The 20,309-nt window shown below is 58.5% G+C and carries 18 protein-coding genes and 1 pseudogene; 12 read left to right on the forward strand and 7 right to left on the reverse strand.

All coding sequences use genetic code 11. The features are described 5' to 3' along the window. The first annotated feature begins 1 nt into the window (after position 1). Both A3466_RS12775 and xynR read left to right on the forward strand, forming a co-directional pair. Positions 2-454: a DUF3828 domain-containing protein gene (locus tag A3466_RS12775; RefSeq protein WP_063450857.1), complete on the forward strand. Its 453-nt coding sequence runs from the start codon at positions 2-4 to the stop codon at positions 452-454. A 193-nt stretch (positions 455-647) separates the two neighbouring features. After that, entirely contained in the window at positions 648-1,409 is a 762-nt protein-coding gene (gene xynR, locus A3466_RS12780) for a DNA-binding transcriptional repressor XynR (RefSeq protein ID WP_063450858.1), read from the forward strand. Here xynR and A3466_RS12785 read toward each other — a convergent pair. From A3466_RS12785 to A3466_RS12805, 5 genes are all read right to left on the reverse strand, one after another. Then, a complete protein-coding gene (locus A3466_RS12785) occupies positions 1,394-3,004 on the reverse strand; it encodes a glycoside hydrolase family 43 protein (RefSeq protein ID WP_063450859.1) in 1,611 nt (536 codons plus the stop codon). The genes xynR and A3466_RS12785 overlap by 16 nt on opposite strands. Positions 3,005-3,015: 11 nt before the next feature. Beyond that, a complete protein-coding gene (locus A3466_RS12790; protein ID WP_028015325.1) occupies positions 3,016-4,398 on the reverse strand; it encodes an MFS transporter in 1,383 nt (460 codons plus the stop codon). Between the two features lie 225 nt (positions 4,399-4,623). Further along, positions 4,624-6,591, reverse strand: coding sequence for a xylonate dehydratase YagF (gene yagF / locus A3466_RS12795; protein ID WP_063450860.1), 1,968 nt, complete (start codon positions 6,589-6,591; stop codon positions 4,624-4,626). Positions 6,592-6,605: 14 nt separating this feature from the next. Next, complete coding sequence (gene yagE, locus A3466_RS12800) at positions 6,606-7,514, reverse strand: 2-keto-3-deoxygluconate aldolase (protein ID WP_063450861.1); 909 nt, start codon at positions 7,512-7,514, stop codon at positions 6,606-6,608. Between the two features lie 202 nt (positions 7,515-7,716). Further along, entirely contained in the window at positions 7,717-8,169 is a 453-nt protein-coding gene (locus tag A3466_RS12805) for a YhcH/YjgK/YiaL family protein (protein ID WP_063450862.1), read from the reverse strand. A 675-nt stretch (positions 8,170-8,844) separates the two neighbouring features. Between A3466_RS12805 and arcA the strand changes: the two genes are divergently transcribed. The 5 genes from arcA to A3466_RS12830 all read left to right on the forward strand — a co-directional run bounded on the left by arcA (position 8,845) and on the right by A3466_RS12830 (position 14,027). Further along, positions 8,845-10,065 (forward strand): arginine deiminase, encoded by a 1,221-nt coding sequence (arcA, locus tag A3466_RS12810; protein WP_063450863.1) that lies wholly within the window; start codon positions 8,845-8,847, stop codon positions 10,063-10,065. Positions 10,066-10,074: 9 nt separating this feature from the next. Continuing rightward, positions 10,075-10,986, forward strand: a complete 912-nt coding sequence (gene arcC / locus A3466_RS12815) for a carbamate kinase (RefSeq protein ID WP_063450864.1) — start codon at positions 10,075-10,077, stop codon at positions 10,984-10,986. 25 nt (positions 10,987-11,011) lie between these two features. Continuing rightward, positions 11,012-12,016 carry an ornithine carbamoyltransferase gene (gene argF / locus A3466_RS12820; RefSeq protein WP_063450865.1) on the forward strand — a complete coding sequence of 335 codons (1,005 nt, stop codon included), beginning with the start codon at positions 11,012-11,014 and terminating at the stop codon, positions 12,014-12,016. Between the two features lie 47 nt (positions 12,017-12,063). After that, entirely contained in the window at positions 12,064-13,467 is a 1,404-nt protein-coding gene (locus A3466_RS12825; protein WP_063450866.1) for a YfcC family protein, read from the forward strand. An 80-nt stretch (positions 13,468-13,547) separates the two neighbouring features. Then, the gene (locus A3466_RS12830) at positions 13,548-14,027 is read left to right on the forward strand and encodes an arginine repressor (protein WP_028015317.1); all 480 of its coding nucleotides are present in this window, start codon (positions 13,548-13,550) and stop codon (positions 14,025-14,027) included. Between the two features lie 3 nt (positions 14,028-14,030). On the opposite strand, the pseudogene A3466_RS23175 reads toward A3466_RS12830, so the two are convergent. After that, positions 14,031-14,148 (reverse strand): annotated as a pseudogene (locus A3466_RS23175) (hypothetical protein). On the opposite strand from A3466_RS23175, the gene A3466_RS22415 reads away from it, so the two are divergent. From A3466_RS22415 to gbpA, 5 genes are all read left to right on the forward strand, one after another. Further along, a complete protein-coding gene (locus A3466_RS22415; RefSeq protein ID WP_022646880.1) occupies positions 14,128-14,232 on the forward strand; it encodes a pyrBI operon leader peptide in 105 nt (34 codons plus the stop codon). The pseudogene A3466_RS23175 and the gene A3466_RS22415 sit on opposite strands and share 21 nt — an antisense overlap. 34 nt (positions 14,233-14,266) lie before the next feature. Then, complete coding sequence (gene pyrB / locus A3466_RS12835) at positions 14,267-15,199, forward strand: aspartate carbamoyltransferase (protein ID WP_028015316.1); 933 nt, start codon at positions 14,267-14,269, stop codon at positions 15,197-15,199. A gap of 12 nt (positions 15,200-15,211) precedes the next feature. Next, positions 15,212-15,673: an aspartate carbamoyltransferase regulatory subunit gene (gene pyrI / locus A3466_RS12840; RefSeq protein WP_010427352.1), complete on the forward strand. Its 462-nt coding sequence runs from the start codon at positions 15,212-15,214 to the stop codon at positions 15,671-15,673. A 73-nt stretch (positions 15,674-15,746) separates the two neighbouring features. After that, positions 15,747-16,133, forward strand: coding sequence for a 2-iminobutanoate/2-iminopropanoate deaminase (gene ridA, locus A3466_RS12845; protein WP_003863373.1), 387 nt, complete (start codon positions 15,747-15,749; stop codon positions 16,131-16,133). Positions 16,134-16,272: 139 nt separating this feature from the next. Next, on the forward strand, positions 16,273-17,724 hold the full coding sequence (gbpA, locus tag A3466_RS12850) for an N-acetylglucosamine-binding protein GbpA (protein ID WP_063450867.1): 1,452 nt from the start codon (positions 16,273-16,275) through the stop codon (positions 17,722-17,724). Positions 17,725-17,783: 59 nt separating this feature from the next. On the opposite strand, the gene A3466_RS12855 is transcribed toward gbpA, so the two are convergent. Then, positions 17,784-20,168, reverse strand: a complete 2,385-nt coding sequence (locus A3466_RS12855; protein WP_063450868.1) for a beta-N-acetylhexosaminidase — start codon at positions 20,166-20,168, stop codon at positions 17,784-17,786. Positions 20,169-20,309: the final 141 nt, after the last annotated feature.

Consider the following 20,309-nt stretch of genomic DNA (forward strand, 5'->3'; position numbering starts at 1 on the left):
TATGAAAAATATCTTACTGCTTCTCTTCATATTCTCTTTTTCTGCAATGGCTGGCCATTCTGATCCGATTGAGCGTGCTGTAAAATTTAACAGCTGGTACGTAAATCAAATCAACAAAGATGTATTTCCCATCACTGATGGAAACGAAATAGATAAATATGTCACAGCATCAACAATGAAAAAACTCCGTCACGCGCAGGATCCTCGCTATGCAGACGAAGAATTTTACGAGGCTGATATATTTTTAAAAGCGCAATACGTCGGCGATGACTGGCCGCAGAATGTAACAGCCATAGCCGGGGATACCGATCCAGTCTGTGTCAACGTATACATTGCATTCGGTAAAAAGCAGGACCACGTAGTCATAGACTGCATGGTTAAAGAAAACAACTTATGGAAGGTGCAGTCGGTTTCTGCTGTTGAATTTTCAAGAAACCTGACTATACCGAACTGAGCCAAACAACGTACTGACATGATATTGGATCGGTGCGATCTTCCTGCCGGGTGACACAGCGCTTACCCGGCCTACAAAACCCGTAGGCCCGTGCAAGCGAAGCGCCGCCGGGCAAACCGGCTCCCCTTCATTGATTTTTCACCCCGAAAAAGGTACGTTTTCGCCTTCATTCCAGCGTGGACATGCCAGCATTATGCCGATTATTCAGTCTGTTGAACGTGCGTTACAGATCCTCGACCTGTTCAACGAGCAGGCCACCGAGCTTAAGATCACCGACATCAGCAAACTGATGGGGCTGAGCAAGAGCACCCTCCACTCGCTGCTGAAAACCCTCCAGCTTCACGGCTATATCGATCAGAACCCGGAGAACGGCAAATATCGCCTTGGCATGAAGCTGGTCGAGCGCGGTCATTTTGTCGTGGGCTCCATCGATATTCGCCAGAAGGCGAAAGGCTGGCTGACGGAGCTGTCCCAGCGGACCGGACAGACCACCCATCTGGGGATCCTGGACGGGCGTGAAGGGGTTTATATCGAGAAGATTGAAGGCAAGCTGGCGGCCATTGCCTATTCGCGCATTGGCCGCCGCCTGCCGGTTCACGCCACCGCCATCGGCAAGGTGTTGATTGCCTGGCTGGGTGAGGCCGAGCTGAACGCCCTGCTGGAGGGCTATCACTACACCACCTTTACGCCTTCCACCCTCGCGTCTCGTGAAGCGTTAATGGCCGCCCTGGCGCAGACCCGCGAGCAGGGCTATGCCCTGGACAGCGAAGAGAACGAGCAGGGCGTGCGCTGCGTGGCGGTGCCGGTGTGGAACCACGAATCCCGCGTGATTGCCGCCCTGAGCCTGTCGACGCTCACCTCCCGCGTGGACGACGCCGAGCTGGCCCGCTTCCGCGAGCAGCTTCAGCAGGCCGGGCTCGAGCTCTCACGCGCGCTGGGCTATACCGGCTCGTAGGTGAAGTAGTCGAAGTCCGCGTGACAGCCGTCGCCGCTGATGTCCTCGCAGTGCAGCCCCACAAACGCGCCGGTAAAGAAGCCACGTCCGCCGATGTAGTCGTCCGACAGCTTCCACGCCTCATACGTCACCGGCACGGCGTGCCACGTCTCGCCGTCAAACGAGTAGCTGTAGCGGTAGACCAGCGTATCCACATCTACCCGCAGCCAGACGCTCTCCGCATGTTCCGGCACCAGAATGGGCTGCTCGTGCAGCGGCCACGACGGCACGTTGTGGTCGAGCTGGATCACCTTGATGGTTCTCCCCTGCCCCTCCTCGTAATCCACAAAGCAGTAGCTCCAGTTTTTGCTGTTGTAGTAGCAGGTCAGCCCCGCGCTCTGCTGGAAGTGGACCGGCGAGAACTGCATCCGCGTCTCGGCCCGGAAGGTAAAGTGCTGCCAGCGGCGCGCCACGGTCGACTGGGTAAAGGTCGAGTTGAGCGAGTCGTTGCCGTAGAGCCGTAAGTAGCCCGGGCGGGCGGTGAGCGAGCCGAGGGTGTCGTCGAACGGAATGCGCAGGGTCTGTAGCTGCGGGTCAAGCGTGCTGCCGTCAAAATCATCCCGCCAGTTACCCTGAGCGGCTGCGGGCTGCTCCGCCACCTGTGGGCCGGGCACGGTCAGCTGCGCGTGTTTGCCGCCTTCCACGTACGGCCAGCCGTCGCGCCACGCAATGCGGGCGATGCCGGTCTCGCGCCCCAGCGGGCAGTAGCCGCGCCCGCCGGAGGCCAGCAGCGGCACGCCGGGCAGGCGCAGCGGGCGGCTGGTGAGGTAGGCCATGTACCATTCTCCCGTATGGGTTTGCAGCAGCGAGCCGTGGCCGCTCTTTTGCAGCGGATTCTCCGGCAGGTGCCAGCTGGTCATCATCGTTACGTCCGGGTGCAGCTCGTACGGCCCGTCGATATTTCTGGAACGCAGTACCACGACTGCGTGCTCGTAGCTGGTGCCGCCCTCGGCAACCATCAGGTAGTACCAGCCCGCGTGGTGATAAAGATGCGCCCCTTCGGTGTAGCAGAGCGGCGTGCCGGTAAACAGCGTTTTGCGCTCGGGCGAGAGCGTGCTGGTCTGCGGGTCAAACTCCTGCATCACAATGGTGTTGTGCGGGTTGCTGTGGTGGCGCGGCCCCCACGGTCGGTAGAGGTAGTATTTACGCCCATCGTCGTCGTGGAACAGGGACGGGTCAAACCCGCCGTTGCCCATTGGGATCGGCTCGCTCCATGGCCCTTCGATGGACGGCGCGGTAACGAGGAAGTTGCGGCCATTTTTCCACGGCGAGTCGACAATCTTCACGTCGGTATAGAGCAGCCAGAATTTGCCGTCGGCGTAGCTCAGGCAAGGCGCCCAGATGCCGCCGGAGTCCGGGTTGCCCTTCATGTCCAGCATCGACACGCGGTCCAGCGGCGTGCTGACCAGCGACCAGTTTTTCAGGTCGCGGGAGTGGTAGATGCGCACGCCCGGGAACCACTCGAAGGTCGAGGTGGCGATGTAGTAGTCCTCGCCCTGACGGCACAGGGACGGGTCCGGGTTGAAGCCGGTCAGGATCGGGTTAGTAATTTCCATGTTGCCTCCGGTTAATGGGATGCGGCTGTCGCGGCGTCGGGTACGGCCTCGCCCTGCGCCGCGCGGTGTTTGATCAGCTGCTGGCTGATGGCCTCCACGCGGTCGTCGGTGAGCTTGTAGAACGACAGCATGATGAACATGCCCGCGTAGAGCACCACCGGCACCACGCAGAACAGAATTTTGATGGTGGTGAGCACCTCAACCGGCTGCACGCTGCTGCTGGCGGAGTAGTTCACCCAGGCCAGGATCCAGCCCACCACCGCCCCGCCAATCGCCAGGCCAATCTTCAGGCTGAACAGGTAGGTCGAGAACACCAGCCCGTCGAGGCGACGCCCGCTGCGGCTCTCCTCGTAATCCACCACGTCGGAGGCCATCAGCCACTGTAGCGGCGTGGTGGTGTTAAAGACGAACAGGAACAGGATGTTGAGGGCGAAAATCAGGGCAATATGCTCTGCTGGCGTAAAGAAAATCAGCAGGCTGATGAGCGAGTAAGCGACGATGATCCACTTAAAGGCGGTGACGCGGTCGAAGCGGCCCAGCAGGCGTGAGGAGCAGAGTGAGCCAAACATGGTGGCGAGGCTGCCGTAGAGTAAAAACTGGGTCGCCATCTCCGGGTGATCCATCACGTATTTCACGAAGTAGAGCGTCGCCCCGCCGCGCACCACGTTGGAGCAGGTCGCCATCATCTTGAACGCGCACATGATGCGCCACTGGCCGTTGCCGAGCAGCAGCCTGAGATCTTTCGCCACCGACGAGCCAGGCTGCACCTCAAAGGTGTAGCGCTCTTTGGTGGTGAAGAAGCAGACGTAGAGGAGCACCACGCCGGTCAGCCCCAGCACGCACATGGCGCCGAAATAGCCCACCTGCTCGTCCCCCTTGCCGATGATGCTGACCAGCGGCAGCGCGATGCCGCTGATGGCGAGCGAGCCCGCCGCGGCGAGGAAGAAACGCCAGGACTGAAGGGCGTGGCGCTCTTTTGGGTCGGCGGTGATCACCCCCGGCATGGCGCAGTACGGGACGTTAACGAAGGTGTAAACCAGGGTCAGGAGAATGTAGGTCGCGCAGGCGTAGATGATTTTGCCCTGCGCGGAGAAGTCCGGTGTGTAGAAGGTCAGCATGCAGACGATGCCAAACGGGATGGCGCCCCACAGCAGGAACGGGCGGAACTGGCCGTGCCGCGTGCGGGTGCGGTCTACCAGCAGCCCCATCAGCGGGTCGGTCACGGCATCGAGCACGCGGGAGACTAAAAACAGCGTGCCCATTATGCCCGCCGACAGGCCAAACACGTCGGTGTAGAAATAGGCCAGCAGGAACATGGTAGCCTGCCAGACGAAGCCGCAGGCGGTGTCACCCAGCCCGTAGCCAATTTTGTCTTTCATGGTTAATTGCGTCATCAGAATTACACCCTTTGGTAGTGTGCTGAATTACAACATCGTGTTAATGGAGTGTAATGAGCTGTTCAATTAACCAGCAATGGTCATATCTTATTTCTGAATTACGTTATTTTGCTTTTGTGACGCCAACGATATATCGCAACTTATTGTTTAAATTAACAAATTACAGATACGAAAAGCCGCCCACGGAATATATTCCGTAGACGACAATCGCGTGAAAAATAATTAAATGCCGAGCGCTTTTTTACCGGCGTTAATTACCTCAATAATTTTATCGGTGTCATAAATACAGCCTTTCCAGGTGCCGCCGCTCACCGACTGCAATGTCGCCCACAGCCGGGTATCGTCCGGCAAAAAGTCGTGGGCGTGCAGGTCCGGGTGCGTCTGCCGCCGAGCCAGCTCGCACGCGCCCTCCTCCGGCGTCAGCGGGTTATCCGCCGTGCCGATGAAGTTCACGCTGCCTGTTAATGTCAGGCGGTCGACGGCAATCTCAATGATATCGTTGTCGCGCAGCTTGCCAATCGGCCCGCCCGCCAGCGCCTCCGGCGACACGTGCCCGAAGCAGGCGCCCGTCGACACGCCCGAGAAGCGCGCATCGGTGATTAACGACACCGTCTTGCCCCACGAGATATGCTTCAGCGCGGAGGTGAGCTGATAGGTCTCCTCCATGCCGGTGCCGGACGGCCCGCCGCCGATCACCACCATGATATCCCCCTGCTTAATCTCTTCCCGCTTAATGGCCTTGATGGCCTGCGCTTCCGAGACAAACACCCGCACCCGGCCGGTGTGGCGGTAAACGCCATCGTCATCCACCACCGACGGGTCGATCGCCGTGGCCTTGATCACCGAACCTTCCGGCGCGATGTTGCCCGTCGGGAAGCAGACCGTCGAGGTCAGCCCTTTCGCTTTGGCCTTCTCCGGCGGCAGGATCACGTCATCCGGCTCCACGCTGTCCTGCTCGCGCAGGCACTGGCGGAAGCGCTTACGGCGCTCGGACGTCTGCCACCAGTCGAGGTTCTCGCCCACCGTCTGGCCGGTAACGGTCATGGCGTCCAGATGCAGCAGGCCGAGATCGCGCAGGTGGAGCATCACTTCCGGCACGCCGCCTGCGAGAAACGCCCGCACGGTCGGGTGGTAGTCCGGGCCGTTGGGCAGCACGCTCACCAGACGCGGCACCCTGCGGTTGACGCGCGTCCAGTGCTCTACGTCCGGGATAGTGCAGCCCGCCGCGTGGGCAATGGCCGGGATGTGCAGCAGTAAGTTCGTGGAACCGCCGAACGCCGCGTGGATCACCATGGCGTTTTCGATGGCTTTATCGGTGAGGATATCGCGCGTGGTAATGCCGCGGTTATCCAGCTCGCTCACCGCCCGCGCCGACTGGCGGGCGATCTCCAGCCACACCGCCTGCCCGGACGGCGCCAGCGCGGAGTGCGGCAGCGCCAGCCCCAGCGCTTCCGCCACCACTTGCGAGGTGCCCGCCGTGCCGAGGAACTGGCAGCCGCCGCCCGGCGACGCGCAGGCGCGACAGCCGAGCTCGGCGGCCTCCTGCAAGGAGAGCTCGTGGTTGGCAAAGCGCGCGCCGATGGTCTGCACCTTGCCCGCATCTTCCCCCACGGTCGGCGGCAGCGTCGCCCCGCCCGGCACCAGAATGGTCGGCAGGTCGTGCATGGAGGCCAGCGCGATCATGGTGGCGGGTAGCCCTTTATCGCAGGTGGCCACGCCGATCACCGCCCGGCGCGTGGGCAGGGAGCGGATCAGACGGCGAAACACGATCGCCGCGTCGTTACGATACGGCAGGGAGTCGAACATGCCGTGCGTGCCCTGCGAGCGCCCGTCGCACGGATCGCTGACGAAGGCCGCAAACGGGATCCCGCCGTTGCGGGTGATCTCTTTCGCCGCCGCCTGCATCTGCATGCCGATTTCCCAGTGTCCGGTGTGGTAGCCCAGCGCAACCGGGCGCCCGTCCCCGGCGCGGATGCCGCCCTGGGTGCCGATGATCAGCACCTCTTTGCCGGTCAGCTTGTTGGCGTCCCAGCCCATCCCGGCGTTCTGCGTCATGCCGAACAGGTTGCCGCTGGGGGATTCCATCAGCATCTGCGGGGTCAGAGGCAGCGCGCCCTGCGGCCCCGCCGCGTGGGTGATCACCGCATAAAACGCATCGTCCTGTGGGGTGAAAATTTTCTCAATGGTCATCGTTATCGTCCGGCTCAGCAGAGCTTGAGCTGTTGTAACAGGATTTTCAGCTGCGCCTTACGCGGCTCGTCCAGCGGCGTGGCGGGCGGCAGCACGTGCGTGGAGACAGGACGACCACAAAGCACGATCGCCTCTTTAATGACGTTCACAAACGGCGTATCCAGCTGATACATCTGCGGGATTTGCAGCAGGATCTGATGATACTCAGCCGCTTTCGCCACGTCTTTATCCCGCCAGGCTTTCAGAAGATCCACCGACACCTGCGGGGCAAAGTTGCCGCTCGCCGAAATCGCCCCGTCGCCGCCGAGCAGCAGGGTATTAAACAGATGATCATCGTAGCCGCACAGCACGGTGAAGTGCGGATGAGCGGCTTTAACGGTGAGGATCATGCTGCGCAGGTGGGCGACGGAGTCGATGGTGTCTTTGATGCCGATAATATTGCTGCGCGAATCGGCCAGGGTTTTCACCAGCGCCGGAGTCAGATCCTGACCGGTCAGCGCCGGGAAGTTATAGAGCATCACCGGCAGCGTGACGCTGTCGGCTACCTGCTCGAAATAGCGGATCAGGTTCGCTTCCGACACCTTCCAGTAGTAGGGGTTGATCACCACGATGCCGTCCGCGCCCGCCTGCTGCGCGTGCTGGCTGAGTTCAATGGTTTCCCGGGCGTTGGTGCCGCCGGTGCCGATCAGCACCGGCACACGACGATCGACATGATCGATAGCAAAGCGGGCAATGGTTTTACGCTCTTCAGCGCTGAGCTGGGAGAACTCGCCGCCGCTGCCCAGGAAGAACAGGCCGTCAACGCCCGCTTTGATGAGATCGTCGATCAGCGCGGCGGTGCCCTGCTCATCAAGCTGGCCGTCGGCGGTAAAAATGGTGGAGACAGGGGGAATGATTCCCGTGAACAACGCGGACTGCGGCATAAGATCTCCTTGTTGAATCATTTTGTTCTACATTATAGAACAGTGTTCATTAATTTAACGATCATACTATGACGCAGAAAAAGGGGAGGTAAATGGGAGATGAGGAGGGAGTGCGGGAAGTTTAAGCTGGATCACATTATGCGTGGGTGCGGTCTGGTGCCCCAGCCCTCTCCCCGTGGGAGAGGGCTGGGGTGAGGGGAAATTATTCCACCAGCATTTTAACAACCACTTTTCTGACCTTAGCAGGCTCCCCCACCGCGCACAACGGCTTATGCACTTCACCCGGCCAGAACACCACAAAATCCCCTTCGCTCAGCACCACGGTTTTCTCCTGCTCGCCTTCCGGCAGGAACGCGATGTCTTTATCCGCCAGCCAGTCGGTGTCCGGGGTGCCGTGCGGCAGGGTGCTGAACGTCATCCCTTCCTGCCCCTTCAGCACAATCTGGATATCCAGGTAGCGCGCGTGGTACTCGGCGCGGCGCTCGGCGAACGGCTGGGTCATGTCTTCTGACACCAGATAAAACAGGCTGTTGCCGTTGATGTCGTGCTTGCCGGTCGGCGTGGCGTCGGTAACGTGCGACTTAACGTGCTCAATGGCCTGGCGCAGTTCTTCTGGTAGCCAGGACTGGAGATGATGAATGTTGCCCACAATCATGGTATAGCCCTCAAATTAAAACACCGTTTCATTTCCATCTTTTATACGAAAATTGTTCTCTCCCCGCCACCCCTTTTTAGGCAACTTTTGCGCAAGCGCATGTTTATCGGGAAATGTGTTAATTTGCTGTTAATTGCAGTCAGGCATTTATGCAGTGGTTATGCATAACCTCACCCGATACTCGCCACTGAATTAATATAACCATTTGAAACTACAGCCTAAATCACAAAACCTGCGGCCACGTCACACTTTATCACTCTGGTTATTTCCTTTATAACGCCATAATTATTTATTGATTTTTCTTAAGTCCAAAATAGTTAATTGCATTAATTGCATAGCCATTCTCATCTTGATATTTTATCGTTTAAAATCAACACTGTAACTTAATATATCTAAATATGTAATTCTACAAATTAATAACAACCTCAAATAATGCCACCCATTTCCGCTTAGCTATTCATCCCCCAATAATAACAATTTAATCATTATCTGATGCGAATCATGCAAATGAAAACAAACGTCTTAATATCGGTTTTCGCGTGAGCAATGTCACAATAACCATTATTTAAGCGCCTAATATGAATCACGAAATCAATTGAGCTTAGCCGCCATGAAATTAAACACATCACATGGCGCATGCCCTTTTTATTCTGAAAAACAGTTAAAGGAATAATTATGGAAAAGCATTACGTCGGTTCTGAAATTGGTCAATTGCGTAGCGTTATGCTGCACCGCCCTAATTTAAGCCTGAAGCGGTTAACCCCCTCAAACTGTCAGGAACTGTTATTTGATGATGTACTGTCGGTTGAACGGGCGGGTGAAGAGCATGACATCTTCGCCAACACGCTGCGCGAGCAGGGTGTGGAAGTCCTGCTGTTGACCGACCTTCTCACGCAAACGCTTGATATTGCACAAGCGAAAGCCTGGCTTCTTGAAACGCAAATCTCCGATTATCGCCTCGGGCCAACCTTTGCCGGCGACGTGCGCGGCTGGCTGGCGGATATGCCGCACCGTGAACTGGCGCGGCGATTAAGCGGGGGATTAACTTACGGCGAAATCCCGGCAGCCATTAAAAATATGGTAGTGGATACCCACACGGCGAATGATTTTATTATGAAGCCGCTGCCGAACCATTTATTTACCCGCGATACCTCCTGCTGGATTTATAACGGCGTGTCCATTAACCCGATGGCGAAACCCGCCCGCCAGCGTGAAACCAATAATCTGCGCGCGATATATCGCTGGCATCCGGCATTTGCCGACGGCGATTTTATTAAGTATTTCGGCGACGAGAATATTAATTATGACCACGCCACCTTAGAAGGCGGCGACGTACTGGTGATTGGCCGCGGGGCGGTATTGATCGGCATGTCCGAGCGCACAACGCCGCAGGGCGTGGAGTTCCTCGCCAACAGCCTGTTTAAACACCGTCAGGCCGAACGCGTGATTGCCGTTGAGCTGCCAAAACACCGCTCCTGCATGCACCTCGACACGGTGATGACCCACATCGATGTGGACACCTTCTCCGTCTATCCGGAAGTGGTGCGCAAAGACGCCCAGTGCTGGACGCTCACCCCGGACGGACGCGGCGGCCTGCTGCGCACCCAGGAAACCGACCTGCTGCACGCCATCGAGAAAGCCCTCGGCATTAACCAGGTCCGCCTCATCACCACCGGTGGCGACGCCTTTGAAGCCGAACGCGAGCAGTGGAACGACGCCAACAACGTTCTGACCATCCGCCCGGGCGTGGTGATCGGCTACGAGCGTAACGTCTGGACCAACGAGAAGTACGACAAAGCGGGCATTACCGTGCTGCCGATCCCCGGCGACGAGCTGGGACGCGGTCGCGGCGGCGCGCGCTGCATGAGCTGCCCACTGGAACGCGACGGAATTTAAGGAGCCATCATGGAACGAAAACCCACTCTGGTTGTGGCCCTGGGCGGCAACGCGCTGCTTAAGCGCGGCGAGCCGCTGGAAGCGGATATCCAGCGCCAGAACATCGAGCAGGCTGCCCGCACCATCGCCGGATTAACAGAACAGTGGCGCGTGGTGCTGGTGCACGGCAACGGGCCGCAGGTCGGGCTGCTGGCATTGCAAAACAGCGCCTACGACAAAGTGACGCCCTACCCGCTGGACGTTCTCGGCGCGGAAAGCCAGGGGATGATCGGCTACATGCTCCAGCAGGCGCTGAAAAACAGCCTGCCACAACGCGAGGTGAGCGTCCTGCTCACCCAGGTGGAAGTGGACGCCGCCGATCCGGCGTTCAGCAACCCGACCAAGTACATCGGTCCGGTGTACAGCGAAGCGCAGGCGAAAGCGCTGGCCGCAGAAAAAGGCTGGACGTTCAGGGCAGACGGCGCCTATTTCCGCCGCGTGGTGCCCTCTCCGCAGCCGAAGCGCATCGTGGAGAGCGATGCCATTACGGCGCTGATCCAGCGTGACCACCTGGTCATCTGCAACGGCGGCGGCGGCGTGCCGGTAGTGGAGAACGCCAACGGCTATCGCGGCGTTGAGGCGGTGATCGACAAAGACCTCTCCGCCGCCCTGCTGGCGCGCCAGATCGAGGCCGACGCCCTGCTGATCCTCACCGATGCCGACGCGGTGTACCTCGACTGGGGCAAGCCGACCCAGCGCCCGCTGGCGCAGGTGACGCCGGAATTGCTTAAAGACATGCCGTTCGACGCCGGATCGATGGGGCCGAAAGTGGCCGCCTGCCGCGAATTTGTTGAGGCCTGCAACGGCATTGCCGGGATCGGCGCGCTGGCCGACGGCGCGGAGATCCTGGCGGGCGAGAAAGGCACGCTGATTCGTAACTGAACTCTCATTTAAAAAGGATTTAGCCATGACCATCAACCTGAAAAACCGCAACTTCCTCAAACTGCTGGACTACACCCCGGCGGAAATTCAGTACCTGATCGACCTCGCCATCGAGCTGAAGTCGGCCAAAAAGGCCGGGCGCGAAAAGCAGACCCTGGTCGGAAAAAACATCGCCCTGATCTTTGAAAAAACCTCCACCCGCACCCGCTGCGCCTTCGAAGTGGGCGCATTTGACCAGGGCGCGCAGGTCACCTACCTCGGTCCAAGCGGGTCGCAGATCGGCCATAAAGAGTCGATGAAAGACACCGCCCGTGTGCTGGGCCGCATGTATGACGGCATCGAGTACCGCGGCTACGGCCAGGCCATCGTCGAGGAGCTGGGCGAGTACGCGGGCGTGCCGGTATGGAACGGCCTGACCGACGAGTTCCACCCGACGCAAATTCTCGCTGACCTGATGACCATGCTGGAGCATTCACCGGGCAAAACCCTGCCGGAGTTGAGCTTTGCCTATCTCGGCGACGCGCGGAATAACATGGGCAACTCCCTGATGGTCGGCGCGGCCAAGATGGGGATGGATATCCGCCTCGTGGCACCGAAATCCTTCTGGCCAGAAGCAGGGCTGGTTGAGCAGTGCCGCGCCATCGCCAAAGAAACGGGCGCACGCATCACCCTCACCGACGATGTGGAAGAAGGCGTGCAGGGCACCGATTTCCTCTACACCGACGTGTGGGTCTCCATGGGAGAGCCGAAGGAGGCGTGGGCCGAGCGCGTCAGCCTGATGAAGCCGTATCAAATCAACGCGGACGTGATGAAGGCCACCGGCAACCCGAACGTCAAGTTCATGCACTGCCTGCCCGCGTTCCACAACGAGCACACTAAAGTGGGCCGCGAGATCGAGATGGCGTACGGCCTGAAGGGGCTGGAGGTGACGGAAGAGGTCTTTGAATCACCGAACTCCATCGTCTTTGACGAAGCAGAAAACCGCATGCACACCATTAAGGCGGTCATGGTGGCGACACTCGGCGACTAATCACCGCCCGGCGCGCCGCGGGGTGCGCCGGGTTTCAGGAGAACATCATGGGCAAGTTCAAGTTTCCCTCCGCTTACACCATTCTCTTTTTTCTGATTGCCGTGGTTGCCGTGCTGACGTGGATTGTTCCGGCCGGGCAGTACCATATGGCGATGAACGAGGCGCTCGGCAAAGAGGTGCCGGTTGCCGGCACCTATGCGCACGTGGCATCGCATCCGCAGGGGCTGGTGTCGGTGCTGATGGCCCCGATTGCCGGGCTGTACGATCCGGAGTCCGGCCAGGCCGGGGCGATCGACGTCGCGCTGTTTATCCTGATCATCGGGGGATTTCTCGGGATCGTCACCAAAACCGGGGCAATTGACGCCGGGATCGAGCGCGTCACCACCAGGCTGCGCGGGCGCGAAGAGTGGATGATCCCGATCCTGATGGCGCTGTTTGCCGCAGGTGGCACCATTTACGGCATGGCCGAAGAGTCGCTGCCCTTCTATACCTTACTGGTGCCGGTGATGCTGGCGGCGCGGTTCGATCCGGTGGTTGCCGCGTCCACCGTGCTGCTCGGGGCGGGGATCGGCACGCTCGGGTCCACCATTAACCCGTTCGCGACGGTGATCGCCGCCAACGCCGCCGGGATCCCCTTCACCAACGGGATCATGCTGCGCATCGCGCTGCTGGTCATCGGCTGGATCATCTGCGTGGCGTGGGTGATGCGCTATGCCCGCAAGGTGCGCAAAGATCCGTCGCTGTCGATCGTGGCGGATAAACAGGAGGAGAACCTCGCCCACTTCCTCGGCAACAAGGGCGAGCAGTCGCTGGAATTTACCCCGGTGCGCAAACTCATCCTGGTGATTTTCGCCCTCGCCTTCGCGGTGATGATCTACGGCGTGGCGGTGCTGGGCTGGTGGATGGCGGAGATCTCGGCGGTGTTCCTCGCCAGCGCCATTATCGTTGGGCTTATCGCCCGCATGAGCGAAGAGGAGCTGACGTCGACGTTTATCAACGGCGCGCGAGATTTGCTGGGCGTCGCGCTGATTATCGGCATCGCGCGCGGTATCGTAGTGATTATGGATAAGGGCATGATTACCCACACCATTTTGCACAGCGCCGAGGGGATGGTTACCGGATTATCGACGGTGGCGTTCATTAACGTGATGTACTGGCTGGAGGTGGTGCTGTCGTTTCTTGTGCCTTCTTCGTCCGGCCTGGCCGTTCTGACGATGCCGATCATGGCGCCCCTTGCCGATTTCGCTAACGTCAACCGCGACCTGGTGGTTACGGCTTACCAGTCGGCGTCCGGCATCGTTAACCTTATCACCCCCACCTCTGCCGTTGTGATGGGCGGGCTGGCTATCGCCCGCGTGCCCTACATGCGTTATCTGAAATGGGTCGCGCCGCTGCTGGGGATTTTGACGGTGGTGATTATGGTGGCGTTAAGCCTGGGCGCGTTGTTGTGATTTGCCGGATGGCGCTGCGCTCATCCGGCCTACGGATCGGTGCGGTGCCACCGGTTATTTCGGGAACTGATATGGGAACTATGATGGATTACGAAGAGTACTCTCCCAAAGAGCAACTACAGCTAACGGTCTGCCAGCGTCTGATCGCGGAAAAGAGCTATCTCTCTCAGGAAGAGATCCGCCGCGACTTGCAGGAGCGGGGTTTTGAGACCATCAGCCAGTCCACCGTTTCACGTCTGCTCAAGCTGCTCGGCGTCATAAAAATTCGCAATGCCAAAGGGCTAAAGATTTATTCGCTGAATCCCCAGCTGCGCCCTGCCCCCGACGCCGCGCGCACCGTCTCCGAAATGGTGGTGAGCGTGGAGCACAATAGCGAATTTATCCTTATTCATACCGTTGCCGGATATGGCCGCGCGGTGGCGCGTATTCTGGATTATCACCAGTTACCGGAAATTTTAGGCGTGGTGGCGGGAAGCAGTATTGTCTGGGTTGCGCCCCGGGTGGTGAAGCGTACCGCGCTGGTGCATAAGCAAATTAATTATTTACTCAGAATGCATTAATATTCATAAAGAACCGTTTGCATTGAGTAAAGCGTGCATTAAATCGCTTGATCCCAAAAACGAGCTGCGTATAATGCCCGACAATTTGCCGGGAGGAAGCATGGTCAAGCGTGTACGACATAACGTCTTACCGCGTCTGAAATCAGACGCTGGCCTGCCGTTTTTCTTCCCGTTGCTAAACCTATTCCCAGAGCCCCTCATTTGAGGGGCTTTTTTTTGCCCGGCGTCAGGAGATAAACATGAATCCGCTTTATCAAAAACACATCATTTCCATAAACGACCTCAGCCGCGAAGAGCTGGAACTGGTTCTGGAAACCGCGGCAAAACTGAAGGCCAATCCGCAGCCGGAGCTGCTGAAGCACAAGGTGATCGCGAGCTGTTTCTTTGAAGCCTCGACGCGCACCCGCCTCTCCTTTGAAACCTCCATGCACCGCCTGGGCGCGAGCGTGGTGGGCTTCTCGGACAGCAGCAACACGTCGCTGGGCAAAAAAGGCGAAACCCTGGCGGATACCATTTCAGTGATCAGCACCTACGTTGACGCGATTGTGATGCGCCACCCGCAGGAGGGCGCGGCGCGTCTGGCGACCGAGTTTTCTGGCGGCATTCCGGTGCTGAACGCCGGTGACGGCGCCAACCAGCATCCGACGCAAACCCTGCTGGACCTGTTCACCATTCAGGAGACGCAGGGCACGCTTGAAAACCTGAACATCGCCATGGTCGGTGACCTGAAGTACGGCCGCACCGTCCACTCCCTGACCCAGGCGCTGGCGAAATTTAGCGGCAACCGCTTCTTCTTCATCGCCCCGGACGCGCTGGCGATGCCGCAGTACATCCTCGACATGCTGGACGAGAAAGGCATTACGTGGAGCCTGCACGCCAGCATCGAAGAGGTGGTGGGCAACGTGGATATTCTCTATATGACCCGCGTGCAGAAAGAGCGTCTGGATCCGTCCGAATACGCCAACGTGAAGGCGCAGTTCGTGCTGCGCGCCAGCGATCTCGACGGCGCGCGCGACAACATGAAGGTGCTGCACCCGCTGCCGCGCATCGATGAGATTGCCACCGACGTGGATAAAACGCCGCACGCCTGGTACTTCCAGCAGGCCGGGAACGGCATCTTCGCCCGCCAGGCGTTACTGGCACTGGTTCTGAATCGCGAATTAGCTCTGTAAGGGGAGACGACTATGACACACGATAACAAACTCCAGGTTGAAGCCATCAAGCGTGGCACCGTGATTGACCACATCCCTGCGCAGGTGGGCTTTAAGCTGCTGACGCTGTTCAAACTGACCGAAACCGACCAGCGCATCACCATCGGCCTGAACCTGCCGTCCGGCGAAATGGGCCGTAAGGACCTGATCAAGATCGAGAACACCTTCCTGACCGACGAGCAGGTCAACCAGCTGTCGCTGTACGCGCCGGACGCCACGGTTAACCGCATCGACGATTACGACGTGGTGGGCAAATCCCGCCCGAGCCTGCCGGAGCGCATCGAAAGCGTGCTGGTCTGCCCGAACAGCAACTGCATCAGCCACGCCGAGCCGGTTTCGTCCAGCTTTGCAGTGAAAAAGCGCGCCAACGACATCGCGCTCAAATGCAAATACTGCGAAAAAGAGTTTTCCCATTATGTGGTGCTGGCCAACTAATTGAGGTTGGTAATGAAATCCCGGCTGTTATAATGGCCGGGAACATTCTTAACGCTGTAATTCTGGAGAAAAAATGAGCAAAGTACTCGCGACGGAAAATGCACCAGCGGCTATCGGCCCGTACGTTCAGGGCGTTGATCTGGGCAGCATGATCATCACCTCAGGCCAGATCCCGGTAAACCCGAAAACCGGTGAAGTACCGGCCGACGTGGCGGCGCAGGCGCGTCAGTCGCTGGAAAACGTGCAGGCTATCGTTGAATCTGCGGGTCTGAAAGTGGGTGATATCGTCAAAACGACGGTGTTCGTGAAAGATCTGAACGACTTCGCCACCGTTAACGCTACGTATGAAGCGTTCTTCACCGAGCACAACGCTACTTTCCCGGCGCGCTCCTGCGTGGAAGTTGCGCGTCTGCCAAAAGACGTGAAAATTGAAATTGAAGCGATCGCCGTACGTCGTTAATATATTTCAATAAACAGAAGGCAGCTCGGGCTGCCTTTTTTATTTCGGTTATTTTTACTCTCCGGGTAAAATGACACAGAGCCAGCTCCATTATTAGACTCTCTCTCGCCTAGTAATATTCTCTAATAATGGATGAGTAATGAAACTTTCAAAAATTGCACTTGCCCTCGCAACAGTGACCGTTGCGTCTTCGGCATTTGCTCACGGATATATTGAATCTCCTGCCAGCCGCGCCTATATGTGTAAGCTGGGTCAAAATATTGATTGCGGCTCCGTACAGTATGAACCGCAGAGCGTAGAGAAAACCTCCGGCTTCCCGACAGGGGCAGAGCCAGCAGACGGACACCTCGCCAGCGCGGGTATCTCTCAATACTCTCAGCTGGATAAGCAGAGCCTGAATGCGTGGACTAAAAACCCGATGACCGCGGGCCCGCATGAATTTGTCTGGCACCATACTGCGCCGCACAAAACCACCAACTGGCGTTATTACATTACCAAACAAAACTGGGATCCAAATAAACCGCTAACCCGCGATCAGTTTGAATTAACCCCGTTCTGTACAATTAACGGAAATAGCCAGGCGCCAGCCGTAACGAAATCCATGACCTGTAATGTTCCTGAGCGCACGGGTTATCAGGTAATTTACGGCGTATGGGAAATTGCAGATACCACAAACAGCTTCTATCAGGCTATCGACGTTGATTTCGGGAATGGCGGCAACGTTACCCCGGACGAAACGCCTGCGATCGTATCCGAGTGGAGCAAAACCCTGAGTGGCCAGATTGCCGGTAATAACCTGAACGTGGGCGATAAAGTTATCGCACGCTTCTTCGACGCCCACGGCGAAGTGACCGCCATGCGCACCGAGATGACCATCGGCTCTGCTGAACAAGGCGACGCTAACCAGTGGTCCTACGATCTGGCGCAGAAGATCAACACCGCGCAGCACGATGTGCGCGTCGGCGTGAAGGATGAGGCCGGTGACATCAGCCCGGTTCACGGCGCCAACAGCGTCTTCGTGAAAGACGGTAGCACCTTACAGTCCGTTGCTATCTCTTATGAAGAGCAGAAAGCGCAGGTGAGCGAGAGCATCGCCGTTACCGATCTGCAATACAGCAAAATCGAACATGGCAACGCGACCGTGACCTTCCACGTCAACACCCAGGGCGACGTGAATTTTGAAGCACATGTGATGAACCACCACGGTGCGGAAAAAGGCTACCTGAAGCAGGACATGAACAACAGCAATCAGGACGTCACCATGACCCTGACCGACGTGGCCGCCGGCCACCACATGCTGAAATACTACGCGACCAATAAAGACGGCACGATGTTCGCGCAGGACGTCCTGAACCTGATGCTGGAAAGCGATGCAGCCGCGGACAGCACCGGCCACCACGACTTTACCTTCCCGGACAATATCGCGTCGTACAAGGCAGGTACCGTGGTGCTTCAACCTAAAGACGGTAAGACCTACGAATGTAAGCCTTTCCCGTACAGCGGCTTCTGCGTGCAGTACAGCCCAACCGCAAACCAGTATGAGCCAGGCGTTGGCGCACACTGGAAAGAGGCGTGGGTTCTGAAGAACTAGTCCCCTCACCCCGGCCCTCTCCCCAAAGGGGAGAGGGTTAGGGTGAGGGGTATTTTTTTCTACTGATTCCGCGTGGCGCGTAGCAGCGTCTCCAGCGGATAGACCGCCGCAATCACCACCTCATCCTGCACCTTCGCCGCGCTGTCCAGCTCGCTCTGGATCGACGCGATCTCTTTGTCATCCAGCGTCCCCTGACGCGCCACCAGATCCGTCAGCCTCAGGCCAATCGAGGCCAGCTTATCCACTTCCTGAATCACCGGTTTGATGGCCTTCAGCTGATAGCTGTTTTCGCTCAAGGCCAGCACGTCGCTGGTGTTGTTCTGCCAGCGGTTAAAGACGTGGCGCAGCGCCTCGGCGCTTTCCGTGTCTTCCGCGTCGCTGACCAGACGGTCGGCCCATTTATTCATCTGACGCACGGTAGCACTTTCAGCGTTTAGCGCGTCCGCGAGCCGGTTGAGCGGCTCGAACTGATGATAGTTTCCGGCCTGGAACTTGAGATGCTGGCGGGTGTAATACTGCGCCGGCTCGAGCGCCTGAGCGAGGATTTGCAGCGGCAAGGTATCCGCATTATTTGCCAGCCGCGTAAACTGTACCAGCTGCTGGGTGTGCTGCTGTAGCCCAACCGACACGGTGGACCAGCTGTCCATCGCCTGTAGCCGGGTATACATGTTGTCGACGTCGTTCACGTCCTTCGCCGACCATAGCCGCTCAGCCACCGCAAAAGCGCGCGGCCACAGGCGGATGTCCAGCACCGGCGCGACCACGTTTTCCGCCCACAGCGCGGCTTCACCGCCGAGCAGGTTGGCCTCGTTCGCCGGGTCCGGCACCACGGGCGGTATGCCTTTTGGCACCTCGTCCAGACGCGAACCGTCGATTGGGTAGCGCGCGTTGCCCACCAGGAAATAACCGCTGAGCTTATCGTTCGCAACTGAAACGACCGGGCGCGTTTCGCCCATCCAGGTATCGACGGTGAAGGTCACCTGATTGTCATCCCGCCATTCAATATCCTGCACCGCGCGGCGGGATTTCCCGGCAAAATCAATAAACCCGCGCCAGCCGGCCTCCCCTTTCACCAGCGTGAAGCTCCCCTCCACCGGCTTGCCCTTCAGGCGCGGCATGGAGAAAGCCCAGCTCTGGACGCTGTCGGTGTCCGCTATCACATCCACGCCATTGAGCCCCTGCGGCACAATTTCGTTGCGGTAGTGATAGGCGGTGGACTGCGGCTGGTCGAGGTAGAAGCCGGTTGAGAGAATGCCCTTATAGCCGTTCTGCGCCACCTGCCCCAGCGCGTCCTGCCCCTGCCAGGACTGGATCAGAATGCTTTTCGGCAGATCGGGATGGTAGATCTCGTCCCAGCCGACCATCTGCCGGTGGTGCTTCTCAAGGATCGTCTCCAGCTTGCGGTTGAAATACGCCTGCAACGCGTGGCTGTCCGCCAGTTTGTTGTCGCGCATAAATCTCTGGATCGCCGCGTTCGCTTTCCACTGGCTGTCGTCCACTTCATCGCCGCCAATATGCAGATACGGATCGGGGAAGATCGCCGCCAGTTCGCTGACCATCGCGTCGGCAAAGGTGTAGGTCGCCTCTTTGGTGGGATCCAGCACCGGCTTCAGCACGCCCCAGTGGCGCTCCATGGCGTACGGCCCCGGCGCGCTCATCAGTTCCGGATAGGCGACGGCAATCGCTGAGGCGTGGCCCGGCATATCGATTTCCGGCACCACGCGTATGCCGCGTTCGGCAGCGTAACGCACAATCTCGCGCATCTGCTCAGGGGTGTAGAACAGCCCGTCGCTGGCAAGCTGGGTTAATTTTGGATAACGCTTCGAGGTAAAGCGCCAGCCCTGATCGTCAGTCAGATGCCAGTGCAGGACGTTGAGCTTGGCCGCAGCCATGCCGTCGATCTGACGCTTGATATCGGGTAACTGGATGAAATGGCGCGCCGAATCGAGCAGCAGCCCGCGCCACGGGAAGCGCGGCGAATCTTCGATGGTAACCCACGGAATCGAGGTGTTTTCGGCACCGTTCTGCATCAGCTGGAGCAAGGTTTCCATCGCGCGCAATGCGCCAAAGCGGGTGTTAGCGGAGATGTTCACGCCGCTGGCATCGACCTTCAGCGTATAGCTTTCATCGCTGTCCGGCAGCGGCTGCGGCTTAACCTTTCTGACGATGGCGATGCGGATGGTCGGCTTGTCAGGTTTTTCGGCCTGCGGCTGTAGCGTCCAGCCGGTTTGCAGCGCAATGCGCTGGCGCAGGCGGTTGACCGCGTCCCCCAGATCGTCGCCGCTGACGCTCACGGAGAGTTGATTGTTAAGCACCAGCGCGCCCTGCGTCGTCGGACGTTCAACCTTCGCAGGCCAGGGCATCAGGGGAAGGTCGCCTGCCGGCGCGGCAAAAGCGGAGGCGCCGAGCATAAGCCCGGCGGTTAAGAGACTGTACCGTAACATGAATGTTCCTTATCTGACGGGCCAAATACAGGCAAAACATTCTGTTAACATGCGTACAAATTGTCGTCAAGCGAATGCGCCGACGGAGATCACAGGTTGTTGAATTTGGGAGGAAAGCCAGATACCGGGGGGCGGCTTCGC

It is taken from the genome of Enterobacter genomosp. S (assembly GCF_001631805.1).
Classification (GTDB): domain Bacteria; phylum Pseudomonadota; class Gammaproteobacteria; order Enterobacterales; family Enterobacteriaceae; genus Enterobacter; species Enterobacter quasihormaechei.